This window comes from Thermoclostridium stercorarium subsp. stercorarium DSM 8532, assembly GCF_000331995.1.
GTDB classification, from domain to species: domain Bacteria; phylum Bacillota; class Clostridia; order DSM-8532; family DSM-8532; genus Thermoclostridium; species Thermoclostridium stercorarium.
In genome coordinates this window covers 1,889,229-1,909,823 of the sequence record NC_020134.1, presented here as the reverse complement: position 1 = coordinate 1,909,823, position 20,595 = coordinate 1,889,229, and the positions used below count along the sequence as shown (strand labels likewise).

The window sequence follows — 20,595 nt, the reverse complement described above, 5'->3', positions numbered from 1 at the left end:
GGCATTTTAATGAAAAAATTAATTCCCGTAATGCTTCTTGTATTTATCGTTATGTTGTCGGGATGCAGCCGGAATACCGGTGGAAAGCAGTCCGAAACCGGCGCGGGAAATCAGACCGGAAATTCCGGCAATGCCGGCGGCAGCGCATCCGTCGGCAGTTCCACCGGTAACACATCCAAACTGTTTTCATCCCGGGATTTCGAAGTGGGATATGACGAGAATGCAAGTGCCGTGATTCTTCTTGAAGGTGACACAATAACCAGTAATTCCAATGCTGCAACAGTTTCCGGGAGAACGGTGACAATTACCGATGAAGGGACGTTTATACTTTCCGGAAATCTTAATGACGGAATGATTATAGTAAACGCGGATAAAACAGATAAGATTCAGCTTGTGTTTAACAATGTTTCAATTCACAGTGAAACATCGGCCCCTGTTTATATTCTGAATGCCGATAAGGTTTTTATAACTCTTGCAAGAGATTCAAGCAATACCCTTTCCAATGGCGGGACGTTTAATGCATTAGATGGAAACAACATTGATGGGGTCATTTTTTCTAAAGAAGATCTGACTTTAAACGGTTCGGGAACGCTGACAATTTACTCGCCGGCAGGGCACGGAATTGTATCGAAGGACGAATTGAGGCTGACCAGCGGTATTTTCCGGATTACCGCCGCTTCCCACGGAATTGAAGGCAAAGACAATATATGTATAGCCAACGCCGAGATTGACATTACTGCCGGAAAGGACGGAATCCATTCTGAAAATACCGACGATACCAGCCTTGGCTTTATATATATACAAAGCGGTACTTTTAACATTACATCTGAGGGGGATGGTATCTCAGCCTCAGCCTATATGCAGATTGATGACGGTACGTTTAATATAGTTTCAGGGGGTGGAAGCTCAAATGCGCAGATGAAGACCAACGACTTCATGGGGGGCTTCATGAGAAGGGAAAGACCGGGATTAGGTCCCGCGGAAGGTGATTCAGGAAATGCCAATACAGGCACAGACGCCGGGAATGCCACTGTCAGCGGTAAGGGCATTAAAGCTGCGGGTTATCTTACCGTTAATGGCGGAAGATTTACAATTGACTCCGCTGATGATGCGGTACATTCCAACGCCTCAATAGACATTAACGGCGGCACTTTTGAGATTTCAACAGGCGATGACGGTTTTCACGCCGATGAAAGCCTTACCATAAATTCGGGTACCGTTAATATTTCGAAATCTTATGAAGGACTGGAAGCCCTTCATGTTACGGTTGCTGGCGGTGACATAACAATATATGCCGACGATGACGGTATCAACGCTGCAGGAGGTAAAGATCAAAGCGGATTTGGCGGTATTCGCGGGAATGACAGGTTTGGCAGGCCGGGACCCGGCAGTTTTTCGTCAGACGGAAGCATTGTCATTTCAGGCGGAAATATATATGTAAACGCCAGAGGTGACGGTATTGATGCAAACGGAACGCTGACGATCACAGGCGGTTATACCGTAGTATGCGGTCCTACGGTTGGTGATACGGCGACTCTTGACTTTGATATCAGCGGGACCATCACCGGCGGAACATTCATTGGCACAGGTTCGGCAAACATGGCGCAGACTTTCAGTGATTCCGAGCAGGGAGTTATTTCCGTCAGGGTAGGAAACCAGCCAGCCGGAACTACGATTATTCTTGTGGATTCGAACGGAAACACGATAATTCCTTCCTTTACGCCTGAATTGGATTTTGCCGTTGTAATTCTCAGCAGCCCCGACATTGTAAAAGGAGAAACCTATAAAATTACGATTGGTTCAAATACCGGTGAATTTACGGCTAAATAATTCAAGGGGCCCTGGTTCGGGCCCCATAACTGAAATTAAAAATGGAGAAAGGAGTTAATTATATATAGACTGTAAGATTACTAAGCTGCAACAGAGGGGGAGGCTATATATATGAAGGACTTAAAGAATGAGAAACACAAAAGAAGATCTTTTTCAATTAAAACAAAAATTGCCCTGTTATGTATCGGCGCCATTCTGCTATCGGTGTTTGTTACCTTTTTCAATATGTCACGCGAAAGCGTAAAAATTATCACCGAGAGTACCGAAATTACGCTTAAGGACATCGCGAATACTTATTCCCAGAATCTTTCCGGTACAATAAGCCAAATATCAAGATCGGCCAATATCCTTATGACTTTTCCGGAAATCAAGGCCTTTGTGGAATCGGACGGAACGGAGTATTCTGACGAAATCTCGGAACTTGCGGCGATGTTTCTCCGTTCTCAGTCATTTTACGACAGTATAAGTCTGGTCAGTGCAAGCGGCAAAGTTTTATACAGCTCGGACAGTAACCTGATTGGAAAGGATATGTCGGGGGAAGAATATTTCATTAATATGATTAAATCGGGTCAAAGCACGCAGGGAACTTTATACACTTCTGAAATTTCGGGAGAACTCTGCATTCCTTTCGCAATTCCCTTACGCACCGATATGGTTATAGAAATGGCAAGGCCAATGAATTATATTTCGGAATCAATTCAGCCGGGAGGAAGTATGGATGCAGTTCCAACACCCGGGATAATTCCTGATTCCATGAACCTGCCCGAAGTTATGGTATCAAACAATGCCGATAACCGGGAAAAACCTGCGGAAAATTTTATCGGTGCAATCGTAGTTTCAGTTAAGCTGTCCGCTTTTGACAGAATTATATCAACCAATAAGATATTTAACTATGAAACCGGTTTTGCATATATTCTGGACTCTGACGGCAATACCGTATATCACACCGACGCTTCATTAATAGGTACCAAAATTGATATAGAAGAAATTGATAATCTGCTTGAAGGAATAAAAAACGGAACATTGCCTGAATCGGGAATAATTACATATACCTATAACAATGTGAAAGAATATGCATGCTTCAAGGTTAACGAGGAAAACCGGTGGATTGTTATTGTGGGAGCCGGACAGGCTGAGGTTTTGAAATCATTAAACGCATTGACTTCAAACACTTTGCTCACAACAGTTATTCTTGTCGTGGCTGCCAGTATACTGGCATATCTGGTTACCCGGAGAATTACCCGTTCAATTAAGAAGATAACGAAATTAATTGACAAGACCGCCCGGCTTGATTTCACCGAAGATGATACGTTTGCCGGGTTGTCACTTCAAAATGACGAAATAGGAGAAATGAGCCGGGCCATTGAAGTAATGCGCAACACACTGAAAGACATGATTTCGCATATCACCAATGTTTCAGCGAAGATAAACGAATCGGCCGAAAATCTGTATTCAGTTTCAAATTCTGTGAACAGGAACGCTTGCGATAACTCAGCAACGGCGGAAGAATTGTCGGCAAGTATGGAGGAAACTGCGGCAACCACACAGCAAATTCACGAATCGGTGGAAATGATTAAAAGCAATTCTGAAGCCATTGCAATGCAGGTTACGGTCGGAACAAAACTTGCCGAAGATATAATAAGCCGGGCTGCGGCTTTGAAGGATGTGGCAGAGGATGCAACGCAGAAGATCAGGAAAATTTATGAGGATGTAAAGGCAAGCTCAGACGCTGCAATTGAGCGTTCAAGAGCCGTGGAAAAGATTGGAACCCTTACCAAAACCATTAAGGAAATTGCAAGCCAGACCAACCTGCTTGCGTTAAACGCTTCAATCGAGGCTGCACATGCAGGTGAAGCGGGAAAAGGCTTTACCGTGGTTGCGAATGAAATCAGGGGACTGGCCAGTCAGACCGCAGAAACAGTATCTTATATAACGAAAATTGTGGAAGAGGTTTATCAGGCAGTCGAAAGTATGTCAAAAAGTATGGAGCAGATATTAGCTTTCCTGGGTGGTAATGTGCTGTCGGATTACGACACTTTCCTCAACAGCAGTCTGCAGTATAATGAGGACGCAAGGACAATGAGCAGGACGATGGAACACATAAAGAAGCAGATTGACCAGCTGAATGCAAATGTACTTGGCATTGCGGAATCAATATCGGATATCAACAAAATGATCGCGGAAGCTTCAAAAGGCGTTAATGACGTAGCCGAGAAAAATACGGACATTGTAACCCTGACAAGCAAAACCCATGATATGTCCGATGAAAACAAAGTTCTTGCGAACAGCCTGAGGGAAATGATCGGGAAATTCAAACTTTAATGTTTAATATCCATGTGTACAGGATTATGATACTTTTAAAAAAATCTTATTAATATACCGAAGGTGATTGAAAATGGTCATTGTGTATGAATCGAAAACGGGCTTTACCAGAAGATATGCAGAAATGCTTGCTGCAAAAACCGGGTTGAAGGTTTTCCATGTGAGTGAGATTTCAAAGGTTAATCCCGACGAGGAAGTCATTTTCCTGGGCTGGATGAAAGTAGGGAAAATACAGGGGCTTAACAAAGTCCGAGAATATAAAGTCGTGGCCGTTTGCGGTTCGGGCACAGCCCGAACCGCTGAACCCGATGTTGAAACCGTCCTGAAAAGAAATAAAATTAAAGGTATTCCTTTTTTCTATCTTCGCGGTGGATGTTTGCCTTTAAAAGACATAAAGGGAATGGACAGGATACTTCTGGGCATGTTTGTCGGAATTCTTAAGCTTAGGAAGGATAAGGACGAAAAAACGGCAGAATCAATTGCGATTATAGAAAACGGATTTGACGGCGTAAGGGAGGAAAACCTTGAGCCTGTTCTTGAATGGCTTAAAGCAAGATAACGGGATAAAACGAAATTGCCTGAAAAATCCTGTGCACAGAAGGTCCGTATATATCTCGTATAAGATTTATAACTTCGGTAAAACGCCTGCGTTAAACGCAGGTATTTTTTTGTATAGCCCCTGTTAAGGCATTGTCGACAAAATAAACTCACTTTATGTTTTTTTCGATTTAATGTATAATAGCGAATATGTTTTCTAAACTTAATATTTCACAGGAGTTTTGACTATGAAGGAGAAGCTGGGTTTTAAATCAAGCATTTTGGTAGGAGCTTTAATGTTCGGACTTTTCTTCGGCGCGGGAAACCTGATATTTCCGGTTCAAATGGGGCAACTGGCCGGGGAAAATACATTGAAGGCGACAATCGGATTTTTGATCACGGGAGTAGGTTTGCCTCTGTTGGGGGTTATAGCCGCGGCCATTTCCAGAAGTGAAAACCTGTTTGACATGGTAAAGCCCGTAAGCAAAACCTATTCAGTTATATTTACATGCATGCTGTATCTCACAATTGGGCCTTTGTTTGCCATTCCCCGCACCGCAACGGTTGCTTTCGAGGTGGGGCTGCATCCTTTTATCGAAGAAGAGCGTCTTAAAGCAGGATTATTCGTTTTCTCGCTCATTTTCTTTGCTGTAACGCTGTATTTTTCCCTAAAGCCGGGAAGGATCCTGGACTGGGTTGGCAAATATCTTACCCCCGTTTTTTTAATACTTCTGTCGGTATTATTGGTTGCAACGTATGTTAAACCGATGGGTCGGATAGGTTCATTTACGGCGCAAGGGAATTATTCCGACAGGCCGTTGTTCACCGGCATGACAGACGGTTACAACACAATGGATGCATTGGCGTCACTTGCTTTTGCAATTGTAATTATTTCAAACATCGAAAGGCTTGGTGTAAAAGATCCGAAGAGAAAAGCAGTTGAAATTTTCAAATCGGGTTTGGTATGTGTTGCGGGAATGAGTGTCATTTATGCCTCATTGGCCTATATGGGCGCTACAAGCCTGGGCAGTGTAAGCAGGGCTGATAACGGCGGAAAAATTATGTCAATGGTAAGCGAGCATTATTTCGGAATGACGGGGAAAATACTGCTGGCTGCCATAGTGACGGTTGCGTGCCTTAAAACGGCAATAGGGTTAATTACCTCATGTTCGCAAATGTTCAGCGAGATGTTCCCGAAATCTTTATCGTATAATAAATATGCAGTGGTTTTTACTGTTTTTTCCTTTATAATAGCCAATTTCGGACTGAACAATATTATCATGCTGTCGCTCCCGGTGCTTATGTTTCTTTATCCCATGGCCATTACGCTGATATTACTGTCAATTCTGACACCGGTTATTAACAAAAGCAGGGAGATATACAGGTGGACGGTTATTCTGACTGTCATTGCGGCGTTTTTTGATTTTTGCAACGCACTCCCGGCACGGCTCAAAGAAGTGACGGTGATAAGCAGGCTAATTCAATTCGCTGTAAAGTTCCTGCCCGGATTTGAGTATGGTTTTGGCTGGATTGTTCCGTCAGTGTGCGGTTTCCTTATCGCGATAGTTATATGCCGGTTAAAAAAGTCTGTGTCGTTTCGGGAAGAAAGTGTGGTAAAACGGCTTGTGAAGCATTAAGCAATTCCGGAAAAGTTCCGATCAATGATATAACGTTGAAATTACAAACTGACTCCAAACTGTTGGCATAATAATCCTTAACTTTGTTATGCCGGAAAAGACTAAATTTAAAAGACTGAATTTTCAAGGTTCCGGGAGGTTAATATGTCAATAGAAAAAGTGAGGGAATATTTTAAAAAGTGGAATATGGAGAACAGAATTATGGAATTCGACGTGTCCAGTGCAACGGTGGAACTCGCAGCAAAGGCTCTGAACTGTGAGCCTGCCAGAATTGCAAAGACCCTTGCGCTTAAAGCGGCTGATGAAGGTGTAATTTTAATTGTCGCTGCGGGAGACGCAAAAATAGATAATCAGAAATTCAAGGCGAAATTCGGTATAAAGCCGAGAATGCTTTCCCCTGACGAGGCATTGGCAATGGTGGGACATCCGGTCGGGGGAATTTGCCCGTTTGCCGTAAATGAAGGCGTAAGGACTTATCTGGATATATCCCTGAGACGTTTTGAAACGGTATTCCCCGCCTGTGGAAGCGGCAACAGCGCAATTGAGCTGACAATTGAGGAACTGGAAACCTGTTCATGTTCCAGGGAATGGGTGAATGTATGCAAAGGCTGGGAATAACAGCAGGCATGGCTTTTAGTTGATGCTTTAAATTGAAACGATAAACGGGACTTGTGTTACAATAGAATTAACCTTTCGGTGCGGCATGGTAATACCGGTTTGTTTTGGCGACGAAAGCTGCACTCTGCAGGATTCAAAAACTATTATTAAGATAAAATAGTCATATGGGGTGATTAATTATGTCAGGAAGGTTCAGCGGTAAAGTTGCGGTTGTAACGGGCGGGGCGCTGGGAATCGGAAGATGTCTTACGCAGGAATTCGCCAAAGAAGGAGCCAGGGTGGCCTTTGTTGACATGAATAAGCGGGCTGGGGAAGAAAACGTGGAGATTATTAACGGGATGGGCGGAAAAGCCTATTTCTTTTATGGCGATATAGCTGAGGAAAAAGTGCTGAAGGAATTTGCCGATGAGGTTGTAAAAAGGTTCGGAAAGGTTGATTTTCTCATAAACAACGCATGCGTAAGCAGAAAAGGCATTCTTGAGCCATGCGGCTATGAGGATTTCAACTATGTCTTACGGGTGGGGGTTACCGCGCCGTATTATCTCACTCTGCTGTTTCTGCCTCATTTCACGGATATGGCATCGGTTGTCAATATAGCATCCACCCGTGCATTCATGTCCCAACGCAATACCGAAAGCTATACAGCCGCAAAGGGAGGTATTATAGCCCTTACCCATGCAATGGCCGTCAGCCTGTCAGGCCGTGTACGCGTGAATTCCGTATCCCCCGGATGGATTGACACCGGTAAATACCATGACGTTAATTATGTTCCTGAATATTCAAAAGCGGACCTTATACAGCATCCCTCCGGAAGAATTGGGACACCGATGGACATAGTCCGCGCAGTTTTCTATCTTTGCGATCCTGAGAATACTTTTGTCAATGGTGAGAATATTACCGTTGACGGAGGAATGACCAAACTTATGATATATACGGGAGACGAAGGTTGGACACTGAACGTGGATTGAGTGGATTGTGCTTGAAAAAATCCGGGGACCCGATAATGGGTCCCCGGATTTTTTAATTTTTGTGACATATCGAGGAGATTGAACACTCGCTGCAACCGCATCCGCAAGTGCTTCCGGTTTTTTTCTTTTTCTTTATAAGATGAACACAGATGGATATAACTATTGCCAGAAGTACTGCGCCAACCAATATTGTGCCGAGATTGTCGGCTATCCAGTTCATTAAAGCGTCGCCCCCTTCTGTTTAAATTTATGCTCTTGCCGATCTGAGAACCTTGACATCGCTTTTTCTTTCGCTGTTAGGGCGTAACAACAAGTACAGGAATGCACACAGTACAATAATTGCTGCTACGGAGCCTATTGTAAAGCTGCCATGTTTTATGAGACTGCCGAACTGGTAGATGCACAGTGAGACAGCATAGGCAAAAAGTGTCTGATAACCTATTGCAAACAATGTCCATTTCGGATTGTTCATTTCGCGTTTAATGGCACCAATGGCTGCAAAACACGGCGCGCAGAGAAGGTTGAACACGAGGAAGGAATAGGCTGACAATGTTGTAAAGCTGGTAGCGAATGTGCCCCAAATTTCTGCGCCGTCTTCCGATACTTCGGCAAAACCGTACAGTATTCCAAGGGTACCAACCACGTTTTCTTTTGCTATCAGGCCGGTCAGTGATGCAACGGCAGCCTGCCAGTTGCCCCAGCCAAGGGGTGTGAATAAGGGAGCCAGCACTCCGCCGATGGCGGAAAGGAAACCATCGCTTAAATCTTCCACCATTCCGAACCTGCCGTCAACAATACCGAAGCTTGAACCGAACCATACTATAATCGTGGACAGCAAAATAACAGTTCCCGCTTTCTTAATAAACGACCAGCCGCGTTCCCACATACTGCGTAAAACGTTGCCAACGGTGGGGAGGTGATAAGGTGGAAGTTCCATAACGAAAGGAGCGGGATCCCCGGCGAAAAGTTTGGTTTTCTTCAGTATGATGCCGGAGCAGATAATTGCGGCTATACCTACGAAATAAGCGCTCGGAGCTACCCACCATGCACCGCCGAACATGGCTCCGGCAATCAGTGCAATGATTGGGAGTTTTGCTCCGCAAGGAATGAAAGTGGTTGTAATAATCGTCATTTTACGGTCGCGGTCATTTTCAATGGTACGGGAAGCCATAATGCCCGGAACGCCGCATCCGCTTCCTACGAGCATCGGAATGAAAGATTTACCTGAAAGACCAAATTTCCTGAATATTCTGTCCATGATGAAAGCAACACGCGCCATATAACCGCAGCCTTCAAGAAAGGCCAAAAAGGCAAACAGCACAAACATCTGGGGAACAAACCCGAGTACCGCGCCGACACCGGCTACAATTCCGTCCAGAATCAGGTTCTGCAACCATTCAGCCGTTCCAATGGAAACAAGTAAATTTTCAACCGCCTGGGGAATGATTTCTCCGAAAAGCACGTCGTTTGTCCAGTCGGTGATCCATGTACCTACAGTGGTTACTGATACATAGTAAACAGCAAACATTACGAGCGCAAAGATGGGAAGCGCCAGCCACCTGTTTGTTACAACCATGTCTATTTTATCTGAAGTGGTAAGTTTTCTTTCGGCATTCTTTCTGTAGCAGTTTTTTATGATGGATGAAATATAAACATAACGCTCATTTACGATTATGCTTTCGGAGTCATCGTCAAACTGGTTTTCACAGCGCTGGATTTGGCTTTCAATTTTTTGCTTTGTTTCATCATCCAGGCTTAGTTGCTCCATAACTTTCGAATCACGTTCAAAAACCTTCACAGCAAACCAGCGCAGCTGGTTTTCGGGTACTTTGTCCTGAATTAAATCCATGATAAGGCTGACGGCCCTTTCCACATTGTCAGAGAAACTGTGTCTGGCTACCATTGGCGTATTTTTCCTGGCGAGATTAACGGCTTTCTCAGCCGCTTCAAATACGCCTTTGCCTTTAAGGGCAGAAATTTGGACAACGGGACAGCCCAATTCGCCTGAGAGTTTGTCGGCGTAAATTTTGTCACCGTTTTTCTCCACCACGTCCATCATATTTATTGCAACAACCATAGGAATTCCCAGTTCGGCGAGCTGTGTGGTGAGGTACAGATTGCGTTCCAGGTTTGAGCCGTCGACAATGTTGAGAATTACATCCGGACGTTCATTGATGAGAAAGTTCCTCGCAATTACTTCCTCAAGGGTATAGGGAGAAAGGGAATAAGTTCCCGGCAGGTCAACAATGGTTACATCCTTGTTATTTTTCAGTTTTCCTTCTTTTTTCTCAACCGTAACACCTGGCCAGTTGCCAACAAACTGGTTTGATCCGGTAAGAGTGTTGAAAAGGGTTGTCTTACCGCTGTTGGGATTGCCAGCGAGAGCAATTTTGATAGGCATGTTTTAATCCTCCTTTATTGTCAGCCCTAAACGATTATAACCGGGGAACTACTCAACCAGAATTATTTCAGCGTCGGCTTTCCGAATTGACAGTTCATACCCGCGTACGGTAACTTCCACAGGATCGCCGAGAGGTGCAACTTTTCGTATGTAAATCTGAGTTCCTTTTGTTATGCCCATGTCCATTATTCTGCGTTTGGTCGCGCCTTCACCGGTTATTTTAACCACCGTGACGGTCTGACCGCATTTAGCTTCTCTGAGTGTCTGCATATTGAAAATACCCCTTTCGGAATTTGTTACACGATTATTTTGCTTGCCATTTCACGACTGATGGCAATTCTTGAGTCTTTTACGTTTACAATCAGGTTTCCTGCCATTTCGCTGATGACGGTAACGTCACCGCCTACCACGAACCCCAAGTGCTCAAGGAATTTTTTGACTTCTTCCTTGCCGCCTATTTTTTTTATGTGATTTTTTTCACCGGTCTTTGCCATTGTTAACGGCATCATGTTTCATTCCCCCGTAAATTCCTTTATAGTTAATCATTGGACTTACTGTTGATTAAAAAAAGTTAGAATAATCTAACACTTATAAAGTTAGCATTATCTAACTTTAATGTCAATAGAATTTTCAAAATTTATTGTCAGAGAATAAACAATGTGTGGTATAAAAAAATTTATGGAAAAACGTCCGTCGATGCTGTACGTTGAAAAGCTGAAGTCAGTTTTATGTGTATTTATTTTTCTGGATTGAGCTGAAATGCATAATTTTTTTGCCGGATAGGTATGTCTGTAAGAACGATATGGATTTCAGCCGATTATAGCTGCATACATCGCCGGAGACGTGTATGCGGTTTCATATTTAGTCCGATAAGAAAGGGCATGGCGGAAATCCATGCCCTTTATAGTTTGACAAGTTATTTTATTATTTATTTCCGATAAAATGAATTTTATTTTTTACGGTTTTCTTCAGCTTTTGAAGAAACATTATAGGATGCCATAAACTTTTTCATTGCCTCAATCGACTCATTGCTTATTACGTGTTCTATATGACACGCATCCCTGTCGGCGATTTCCCTGTCCACATTTAAAACCTCAATCAGGAATTTCTGGATTGTCTGATGCTTCAGAGAGGTTTGTTTGGCCTTTTCAAGGCCGGCGGGCGTTAAATAGACTTCCTTGTATTTTTCGTTAATCACAAGACCTTTTTCTGCAAGTGTTGCCATTGCGCTGTTTACGCTCGCCTTTGAAACGCCGAGCCGCTCAGAGATGTCAGAAATCCTGACGCCTGTATTTTCGCTGGAAAGCTCATATATTGCTTCAAGGTAATTTTCCATTGTGAAAGTGAGTTTTGACATACAACACCTCAGCCAACCAGTTTAAATCCGAAAAAATATCTACCACTTTATATTACATTATACACATAATTGCAGAAAAAATAAAATTGCAGGAATTGATTTGATAAAAATACATTTAAAGGATCCGCCGTTTACGGCGGCCTTACCCTTAAAAGACGAGTTAAAGCCGGGAAAATTAGATGTAAAAGTTTTTAAATCCTTATAGGAAGGCTTAAATCAGATAATGGGATTGTAGCTTTTGAAGCTGTTGAATAGTGATAATTCCTGAAAAGGTATATTTTACGGGAATCCCACATCTCCATTATACACGCTGATATGGCAAAAAAACAAATAAAAAATAATTCTGAACTGAAAAAGATTTTGGTTAATTTACCTGATGAGAACGTGTGCAGTTCCGTTTGCAATTGAACGATTGGAACGGTTTGCTGACTTTATTGAAGCCCGTGACGGAGAAGAAGCGTACAACCTTCTGGCGGAAAGATTTCGGATTACCTTGCAAGACTTGAGGGGCAGGACATGTAAGTTACAACGCGGAATGCGTTTTTGGAAAGGGAAGGAACGGGATATTTTATGGGCGATCAAATCGGACATGCTAATTATTTTACGACCGAAAATTTTTAAGGAAAATAATATAAAATGAGTCTATTCCGTTAAAGATTTAATAAACCATTGTAAGGTTTAATCTTTATTTCCCATATTTTACTTGATAAATATTTATTTTTGTAGTATAATTTTATTGTTAAATAATTAACAAAAGTTAACATAATCTTCCCAATTGAAGCCAAATCGGGTTTTACCGATCTGGCCTGTAGTATAATCCCCCCAGCCCCTGCCTATTATATAGGCAGGGGGAAAAAGGCATTTATTGTGAATATTTATTGGAAACAGTTTCAGCAGAAACTGCTGTTGAACAGTTTTGCATAGAATCCGCCTTTTTTTAACAATTCTTCGTGAGTCCCGGTTTCAACAATTCTGCCGTTGTTCATTACAAGTATTTTATCGGCGTCAAGCACCGTTGACAGACGATGAGCAACAATGAAGCTTGTTCTTCCCTGCATTAGTTTATCGAAGGCTTTGTTAATGCGCATTTCGGTGTTCACGTCAATAGACGACGTCGCTTCGTCAAGTATCAGCATTGGTGGCAGCGCAAGCATTACGCGGGTAATACACAGAAGCTGTTTCTGTCCTTCGGAAAGGGAACCCCCGTCTTCGCCTATAAACGTGTCAAGACCGTCGGGAAGACGTTTTATAAATGAATATGAATAAGCCTGTTTCGCGGCGGCTATTATTTCGTCGTCGGTGGCATCGGGTTTGCCGAAAGCGATATTTTCACGTACTGTACCCGGTTTGAGCCATGTATCCTGAAGCACCATGCCGAAGCATGAACGGAGGGAATGCCTTGTAACGTTCCGTATATCGGTTCCGTCGACGCAAATACTTCCTTTGTCAACGTCATAAAAACGCATCAGAAGGTTTATCAGCGTGGTTTTGCCACAGCCAGTTGGGCCGACGATGGCAATCTTCTGTCCCTTCTTTACGCTTACGTTCAAATCCTTTATAAACTCTCTGTTTTTGTCGTAGGAAAAGCTAACCGAATTAATATCTATGTTCCCTTCGGGGTTTTCCAGAATTTTAGCATCAGGTGCGTCAGGAATTTCAGGAGGCTGCTCCAAAATTTCAAATATCCTCGCGGCACATGCAAGAGCATTCTGGAATTCGGCTATAACGCCCGAAATTTCATTAAAAGGTTTTGTGTACTGGTTTGCGTAACTCAGAACACTTGTAAGCATGCCGACGGTCAGAACTGTATCGGGGGAAATGACGTCCATTGCCCCGACGAATGCAACGGCGGCATAGACAATTGCGTTCACAAAGCGGGTGGCAGGGTTTGTAATTGAAGAATAAAATATCGCCTTTAGCGAAACCTTTTCAAGCCGTTTGTTTGTTTCATCAAAACGTTGCAGTTCGGCTTTCTCCCTGTTGAAAGCCTTAACGGTTTTAAGATTCCCGGTGACTTCATTTATTATTCCGGTCAGTTCGGCCCTTATTTGGGACTGTTCGCTGAAAAACTTATAGGTGTGGTTTGCTATAAATCTTGCCACAAACATTGAAAGCGGAGTAAGAAATACCACAACGAGGGCGATTTTCCAGTTAATCCTGAGCATAAAAACAAGCGTTCCGATTATTGTAAGCACGCCTGAAAAAAGCTGTGTAAATCCCATAAGAAGACCGTCAGAAAACTGCTCAACATCGGATACCATGCGGCTTACGGTCTCGCCGACGGGATGCCTGTCAATGTATTCGAGGGGAAGCACGTTGATTTTACTGAAAATATCATTCCTGATATCCCTGGCGGTGTTGAATGTGATACGGTTATTAATCATATTTGCAATAAGCTGAGCGCCGGCGCACACAACTGAAAGAATACCCGCTTTCAGCAGGCCGTGCCTTATGCCGCCGAACTTCACCTGACCCGTGCCGATGATTAAATCTATAATATTTCCGAAAAGCAGAGGAATGTACAGAGTTAAAAGGACATTTATAAAGGTCAGGAATAATGACAGTACGATGAATAATCTGTATTTGGAAACATAAGACAGTACTTTTTTAATTGTGCCTTTGGGAACCTTTTTAGCCGACACTTCCGATACCACCCTTTGTCTGCGTATGGTATATTTCCCTGTAAGTTTCGCAAAAAGAAAGCAATTCCTCATTTGTCCCGATTCCTGCTATACAGCTGTCATCCAGAACTATGATTTTATCACAGTCGATAACCGAGGAAATGCGCTGGGAAACGATAAATACAGTCGGAGAATAAGGCAGCTTTGAAATAGCCTTTCTTAAATTCCTGTCGGTTACCATATCCAGCGCCGAGGAGGAATCATCCAGAATAAGGATTGGAGCTTTTTTTACAAGGGCTCTCGCAATCGTAAGCCTCTGTTTCTGACCTCCTGAAAGGTTTTTTCCGCTTTCTGTGATTAATTCGTCAAGGCCGTTTGCCTTTGAGGCAATTATATCAAGACCCTGTGCTGTCTCAAGGGCTTCATACAGTTCCTCATCGGTGGCGTTGCCGTTACCCCATAAAAGATTGTCGCGTATGGTGCCGTTGAAGATTACCGCTTTCTGCGGTACAACGGCAACCAGTCTGTTAAGCGTATCGGCGGAATATTCTTTTACGTTCCTTCCGAAAAGAATGACTTCACCGGAATCGGGATCATAAAAACGCGGAATAAGATTGATCAATGCCGTTTTACCTGAACCTGTTGCGCCGATAATTCCTATCCGTTCACCTTTTCTGGCACTGAAACTGATACCGGTAATGGCCGGAGCCAATGAAGACGGGTAAGTAAAACTGACGTTTCGGAAAGACACAGCTGTTTCAGATGCCAAATCGGGTTCTGCGCCCGTTTCGGGATAGGTAATCTCAGGTTTTGTGCCAAATACGGCTTCTATTCGCTTTGCGGACGCCACGGCCCTTGATATGCTGATTATAAGGTTGGCAAGCTTTATAAGTTCTGCCAGTATTTGCGACATATAGTTGTACAGCGCAACTACCGACCCTTTTGTGATAAATCCGACGTCAACCCGGATGGCCCCGACATAAATAAGAACTATAATGGCAATATTTACAAGGACATACGTCAGCGGGTTTAACAGCGCCGATATGCGGCCCGCTTTACGCGAAGCAAGATTAAGTTCGGAATTGATATTTTTAAATTCCTTAATATGATCCTGTTCTCTGCCGAAGGCGCGTATAACCCTTACACCATTTAGGGCGCTGCGCGTGGACATAAGGACTTCGTCAAGGCGTTTCTGCACAAGCCTGTACAACGGCATTGAAGCCAGCATTATTGCAAATACTACAACAGACAAAGCAGGTATTGTAACGACAAATGTCAACGCAGAAACGCTGTCAACGGTAAAAGCCATGACCATTGCGCCTAAAACCACAAAAGGCGAGCGCAACAGAAGCCTTAAGGTAAGATTTATACCGTTCTGAACCTGGTTTACATCGCTTGTCATCCGGGTAATAAGCCCTGATGTGCCAAGCCTGTCTATATCGGGATAGGACAGAGTGCCTATATGTTCAAACAATGCGTGCCTGAGCCTGGTAGAAGCGCCTACGGCGGCTTTCGACGAAAAATACTGTGCAGTTATTGAAAACATAAACCCTACCAGCGCCAATAAAAAAAGTAACGCACACATTTTAAAAATGTACGTTGTATCCGACGCGGCAATTCCCACGTCTATTATTTTTTTTACTATGACAGGCACAAAAAGCTCCAGCAAAGCCTCAAACATTTTGAAAAGAGGTGCCAGAACCGCCTCTTTTCTGTAGCCGTTTATGAAAGTAAAGAGCTTTTTCACGGTCCCTCCGGAATGTTGCAGAATGTCGCGGTTACTTTATTATATAATACCATAAGCATTGTCAGGGTGTAAACCTGAAACATAAAGTTTTTGCAACTGCAATGAACGGGTGATACCGGTTGCAGAAATTTTTGGAACAATGAATGTGAAAGAGATCTGATACTGTGTTATAATAAAAGTACCGGGATATGGCCAAATAATTGCAGGGAGATGATTAAATTGAAAAAAATAAAAATCCTGGCTGTCATAGGTTCGCTGAGAAAAGGCTCGCTGAACCGCCAGCTTGCTCTCGAGGCAAAAGCCATCATAGGCGACAGGGCTGATTTTGAAATTCTGGAATACAGTGACGTGCCGTTTATGAATGAGGACATTGAATTTCCGGCGCCTGAACCGGTCAGACGTGTCCGTGAGGCGGTAAAAGCCGCAGACGGCATCTGGTTTTTCACTCCCGAATATAACCATTTCTTTTCAGGGGTTCTCAAAAACCTGATTGACTGGCTGTCCCGTCCTGAAAGCCGGGGGAAAACCCACGTACTTGACGGCAAACCTGCAACAATAAGCGGTGTTTCCCTTGGAATGTCCGGAACAACCGTGGCACAGGATCATCTGGTTACGTTAATCAGTTTCCTTAACATGGATGTAATGAATGTGCCAAGGGTGGCAATACCGTATGCAATGAATTATACGGATAGCCAGGGGAAACTGGCTTTGTCCGATGAAAGTTATTCATTCCTTAAATCACAGGCTGATTCATTTATCGATTTTGTTAAAAAACATGTTCAGGAGTAATGAACATTAGAGAGTTGAGGAATATTCAGTTGTATGATTTTTGCAGGTATGAACCTGTAATAAGAAGGGATTTAGCAGGTATGTCAGGTACCTGCTTTTTATTTGCGAAATCCCGTTTGCATTATGCTGCTGACATATTATATAATCTAAACCTGCAGACTGCTGAATAAACGACAGAAAGGAACCAAGACCGGTGGCGATATGAAGAAATTATTAAAGAAAAACAGGTTGTTACACACTCTTCTGGAACTGCGTGGTAATCCGCGGGCGTGCATATACACCGAACCCATGTGGGGGCTGTCGATGAATCTTTGCCTTCCGTATGCAAGCGTTTATATGATAGCGCTGGGATTAAACGATGTACAGGTTGGCATTGTAACATCGGTATATATGTTTTCCCAGACAATCTTTGCATTTATATCGGGGGCGGTTATTGATAAACTGGGCAGAAGAAAAAGTACCGCTATATTTGATTTTCTGGCATGGAGCATTCCATGTCTCATATGGGCGTTCAGCCGCGATTTCTGGTTTTTTGTAATAGCGGCGCTGTTTAACGGCATGATGAAAATAACGACTGTATCATGGGACTGTTTAATGGTGGAGGATGCGCCAAAGGATAAAATAACCCAGTTGTATTCGTGGGTTTTAATTTGCGGCAACCTTTCGGCGCTTTTTGCCCCAATATCCTCATATCTTGTTGCCAGGCTGACATTGGTGCCGGCCATGCGAATTCTCTATATCAATGCTTTTGTCATAATGACCGCGAAGATTTTAATTTTATATAAATTCTCAACCGAGACCTGTGTTGGTAGAATAAGATGCAGGGAATCGCAGGACATACCCCTGCATAAAATGCTGGGAGGATACAAAAACGCGGTACATAGGATATCGCATTCCAAAGGCACCAAATTTGCCATAATCATAAGCATTTTGGTGGAAATTGTGTCGATGATTGGAACAACTTTCTGGCAGATTATTGCCTCCAGGCGCATTGGCGTTCCCGACACTTTATTGCCTGTTTTTCCCATGGTCAAAAGCGTAATGGCGATTATATTATTTTTCACGGTAATATCGAAAATAGATCAATACAGACTTAAAAAGCCGCTGTATGGCGGATTCGTCAGTGCAACGGCCGGTTATTTGCTGCTTATTTCGGTTAAGAATACCGGAATTCTTGAATACGCCGTATTATTTGTTTCCTTGTTTTTCGAGGCGCTCGGAATGGCGGTTTTGAATACTGTTAGGGAATCTCTTGCCGCTATTTACGCCGATCCTGAGGAACGTTCTGTTGTTTTGGCCATTCTTCAGACAATCGTTATGCTGGTAAGCATACCTTTTGGCTACATCTGCGGCGTATTGAGCGATATTTCTAAAGAATTACCGTTTGTATTGAGCATTGCCTTATTGGCTTTAGGTGCGCTGGCGACTGCGGTATTTTACCGAAATAAACAGGAAGCCTCGTCCCTTTCAGATGTATCGGTAACGGAGGACAGTCCGGTGTAAAAAAAGGAAATCTGGCTGAAAAACCGAAACAGTGTCTGTTTTCCGTGAGAAATCCCAATGGCAAAGCTGCCGCATACGTGTGTTTTTTGTTTGTTTTTGTTTTTATAACCCCCAAAAAAAGCATGGCTGCTTAAATCGGTGTAACACATCCTTTGCTGATTTGTTCATATTGCAAGGCAAATTTCATTTTTACAGGAATAACTCTGAGTGCCGTTTCTTATAATTTGAAAAGCAGCGGAATTTTAACGCAGGTTATTGTTCGGTTCAGGTCTGAAGGGAAAATTTAGTCTTTTTATGAGACGGGAAGATACGCAGGCCTTTACTTATCAGTGTTAAAAATAAAAAGTCTTTATATAAGGGGGTAAAAGTATGTTCAATCAGTCTTTTACTGTTTCATATCCCAAAAATCCGGCAATAAACCTTAAGGTGGTTCCGGGACATTTTACCACAAACCACTTTCATACCAACAGTTATCTTGATCTTGACAATCTGAAAAGCAGCGCAACCATCGCCAGAAGTGTGGCAGTTGAACTGGCGGCACCTTATCTTACAGACACGCCGGCGGATACAATTGTATGCATGGAAGGAACCGAAGTAGTGGGGGCATATTTGGCGCAGGAACTTATGAAAAAGGGGATAGCGTACATCAACCAGGTAAAGGATATATACGTAGTGACGCCGGCCAGCAATGTGCACAGAAAGCTTATATTTCACAGCAATACACAGGAACTGATTGTAAATCGCAATATAATTCTGCTGGTGTCATCAATATCAAGCGGCATTACTCTCTACGGCGCCTTGGACTGTCTTTCTTATTACGGCGGCAGAATAGTCGGCATATCGGCTTTATTCAACGCATTCCCGGAAAGGCATAAGCATAAAATTCATTCTCTCTTTACCAATGTGAATATTCCGGATTATCAAATTTTCAGTCCTTCAGAGTGTCCTATGTGTAAAGCAGGGTACAAGCTGGATGCCATTATTGTCCATGACGGTTACATAAAAATTCAGTGAACTTTCTGGTTATCGGTTTATTTTAAATTTGAATTATATTAATTTACATTAAAGGAATTTTATCGTATACTGATTTTAATCTAAATTAAAACGGGGGACTAAAGTAATATGCCTGTTCAGAGGGCGTCGGGAACAATGGAGTTCGCCCTGCAGGTTCCGGAGGTGGTGTTAATGAAGCGGCTGAATATTGACTGGAGCGGAATAGAAGATTCTACGGGATTTCTGTTCTCGTTCGCAAAATCACTGGCTGCTGCAGTGAAAAACAGTCCGTATTCCGAGCTGTACGAAGATGTTGTCGCTACAAGCGGATTTGCTTTCAGAATGTGGGTGGATCCGGAGAAATTATGCCCAAGTGCGACAAGTATCTGGGACTTTGAGTCGCAGAAGAAATGGGTGGAAAATTGCGGGCTCATATGCAACTACATAGGAAGATACTGGGACCAGGATGATATTGAAAAAGAACGCAGGGAAAAAGCCATAGAAATTATCAGGGAATCCATAAACAGAGGAATTCCGGCGGTTTCATGGGATATAGGCATACCTGAATGGGGACTGGTTATCGGCTATAACGACGATGAAAATTCTTTTGAAGTTCTTTCGGTTCAGGGCGACTACCTGAATATGCCTTATGATGTGCTGGGAAAAAGAGAAGTACCTATTTTGTCGGTACTAACGTTGGCTGGCAAATCCGATAAATCTCATGAACGGATATATCATGATACTCTGAAAATTGCCATTTCCCATCTGAAAGGAAATGAATGGTGCGGCGGCAACAAATCGGGCCTTGAAGCTTATCCTGCCTTAATATCCTTCTTTGATGACAAATTCTCACAGGATTTGTCATGGAATATGGAATACTGTTTGGGTACGTACGGAGCACTGAAATCATATGCCTCAAGGTATTTTGAAAAAGCTGGCTCCGCTGAACTGGCCGGTTTGTATAAAAGGGTTCATGATAACTGGATAAAGGCTTTCAATATAAAGAGGCATGAGGACGTAAACGACAGGAACGTTAGGGAAAGGATTATAGGACTTTTGAAAGATTCCTGCGAATGCGAGGAAAAAGCCCTTGAGAAGATGGAAAAGGCTGTTTCATAAGCGTTGTTTCGGAGACTGACTGGGAATAAAAGACGCAGTAAGAAATTGTTGACTTTTTTGGTCTTGTAAAATAATATATATAAAAACGAATAAGTGTAAAATGGCGATGATGAGGAGCAGTATATGCTTCCCGAAGCAGAGAGAGAAGATGGC

Annotated in this window: 17 protein-coding genes; 10 read left to right on the top strand and 7 right to left on the bottom strand. The window is 43.1% G+C overall.

Annotated elements, in window-relative coordinates; translation table 11 throughout:
• The first annotated feature begins 9 nt into the window (after positions 1-9).
• The 6 genes from CST_RS08245 (at position 10) to CST_RS08220 (ending at position 7,912) form a co-directional block, all read left to right on the top strand.
• Positions 10-1,830: a carbohydrate-binding domain-containing protein gene (locus CST_RS08245; protein WP_015359419.1), complete on the top strand. Its 1,821-nt coding sequence runs from the start codon at positions 10-12 to the stop codon at positions 1,828-1,830.
• Positions 1,831-1,941: 111 nt separating this feature from the next.
• Positions 1,942-4,152 (top strand): methyl-accepting chemotaxis protein, encoded by a 2,211-nt coding sequence (locus tag CST_RS08240; RefSeq protein ID WP_015359418.1) that lies wholly within the window; start codon positions 1,942-1,944, stop codon positions 4,150-4,152.
• A 73-nt stretch (positions 4,153-4,225) separates the two neighbouring features.
• The gene (locus CST_RS08235; RefSeq protein ID WP_015359417.1) at positions 4,226-4,711 is read left to right on the top strand and encodes an NADPH-dependent FMN reductase family protein; all 486 of its coding nucleotides are present in this window, start codon (positions 4,226-4,228) and stop codon (positions 4,709-4,711) included.
• Positions 4,712-4,937: 226 nt separating this feature from the next.
• Entirely contained in the window at positions 4,938-6,326 is a 1,389-nt protein-coding gene (gene brnQ / locus CST_RS08230) for a branched-chain amino acid transport system II carrier protein (protein ID WP_015359416.1), read from the top strand.
• Between the two features lie 144 nt (positions 6,327-6,470).
• Positions 6,471-6,944: a YbaK/EbsC family protein gene (locus CST_RS08225; RefSeq protein ID WP_015359415.1), complete on the top strand. Its 474-nt coding sequence runs from the start codon at positions 6,471-6,473 to the stop codon at positions 6,942-6,944.
• Positions 6,945-7,123: 179 nt separating this feature from the next.
• On the top strand, positions 7,124-7,912 hold the full coding sequence (locus CST_RS08220) for an SDR family NAD(P)-dependent oxidoreductase (RefSeq protein WP_015359414.1): 789 nt from the start codon (positions 7,124-7,126) through the stop codon (positions 7,910-7,912).
• A 52-nt stretch (positions 7,913-7,964) separates the two neighbouring features.
• On the opposite strand, the gene CST_RS13235 is transcribed toward CST_RS08220, so the two are convergent.
• The 7 genes from CST_RS13235 to CST_RS08185 form a co-directional block, all read right to left on the bottom strand.
• On the bottom strand, positions 7,965-8,132 hold the full coding sequence (locus CST_RS13235) for a FeoB-associated Cys-rich membrane protein (RefSeq protein ID WP_015359413.1): 168 nt from the start codon (positions 8,130-8,132) through the stop codon (positions 7,965-7,967).
• 27 nt (positions 8,133-8,159) lie between these two features.
• Positions 8,160-10,313 carry a ferrous iron transport protein B gene (feoB, locus tag CST_RS08215; protein WP_015359412.1) on the bottom strand — a complete coding sequence of 718 codons (2,154 nt, stop codon included), beginning with the start codon at positions 10,311-10,313 and terminating at the stop codon, positions 8,160-8,162.
• A 48-nt stretch (positions 10,314-10,361) separates the two neighbouring features.
• Positions 10,362-10,583: a FeoA family protein gene (locus CST_RS08210; protein WP_015359411.1), complete on the bottom strand. Its 222-nt coding sequence runs from the start codon at positions 10,581-10,583 to the stop codon at positions 10,362-10,364.
• A 26-nt stretch (positions 10,584-10,609) separates the two neighbouring features.
• A complete protein-coding gene (locus CST_RS08205) occupies positions 10,610-10,822 on the bottom strand; it encodes a FeoA family protein (protein ID WP_015359410.1) in 213 nt (70 codons plus the stop codon).
• Between the two features lie 440 nt (positions 10,823-11,262).
• Positions 11,263-11,670, bottom strand: coding sequence for a metal-dependent transcriptional regulator (locus tag CST_RS08200; RefSeq protein ID WP_015359409.1), 408 nt, complete (start codon positions 11,668-11,670; stop codon positions 11,263-11,265).
• An 890-nt stretch (positions 11,671-12,560) separates the two neighbouring features.
• Positions 12,561-14,384, bottom strand: coding sequence for an ABC transporter ATP-binding protein (locus CST_RS08190; RefSeq protein WP_015359407.1), 1,824 nt, complete (start codon positions 14,382-14,384; stop codon positions 12,561-12,563).
• Positions 14,302-16,038, bottom strand: a complete 1,737-nt coding sequence (locus CST_RS08185) for an ABC transporter ATP-binding protein (RefSeq protein WP_015359406.1) — start codon at positions 16,036-16,038, stop codon at positions 14,302-14,304. Before CST_RS08185 ends, CST_RS08190 begins: the two co-directional genes overlap by 83 nt.
• Positions 16,039-16,257: 219 nt before the next feature.
• Between CST_RS08185 and CST_RS08180 the strand changes: the two genes are divergently transcribed.
• The 4 genes from CST_RS08180 to CST_RS08165 all read left to right on the top strand — a co-directional run bounded on the left by CST_RS08180 (position 16,258) and on the right by CST_RS08165 (position 20,442).
• Positions 16,258-16,827 (top strand): NADPH-dependent FMN reductase, encoded by a 570-nt coding sequence (locus CST_RS08180; protein ID WP_015359405.1) that lies wholly within the window; start codon positions 16,258-16,260, stop codon positions 16,825-16,827.
• Between the two features lie 201 nt (positions 16,828-17,028).
• Positions 17,029-18,330 carry an MFS transporter gene (locus tag CST_RS08175; protein ID WP_015359404.1) on the top strand — a complete coding sequence of 434 codons (1,302 nt, stop codon included), beginning with the start codon at positions 17,029-17,031 and terminating at the stop codon, positions 18,328-18,330.
• A gap of 369 nt (positions 18,331-18,699) precedes the next feature.
• A complete protein-coding gene (locus CST_RS08170; RefSeq protein ID WP_015359402.1) occupies positions 18,700-19,344 on the top strand; it encodes a phosphoribosyltransferase in 645 nt (214 codons plus the stop codon).
• A 108-nt stretch (positions 19,345-19,452) separates the two neighbouring features.
• Positions 19,453-20,442, top strand: coding sequence for a hypothetical protein (locus CST_RS08165; protein WP_015359401.1), 990 nt, complete (start codon positions 19,453-19,455; stop codon positions 20,440-20,442).
• The last annotated feature ends 153 nt before the right edge of the window (positions 20,443-20,595 follow it).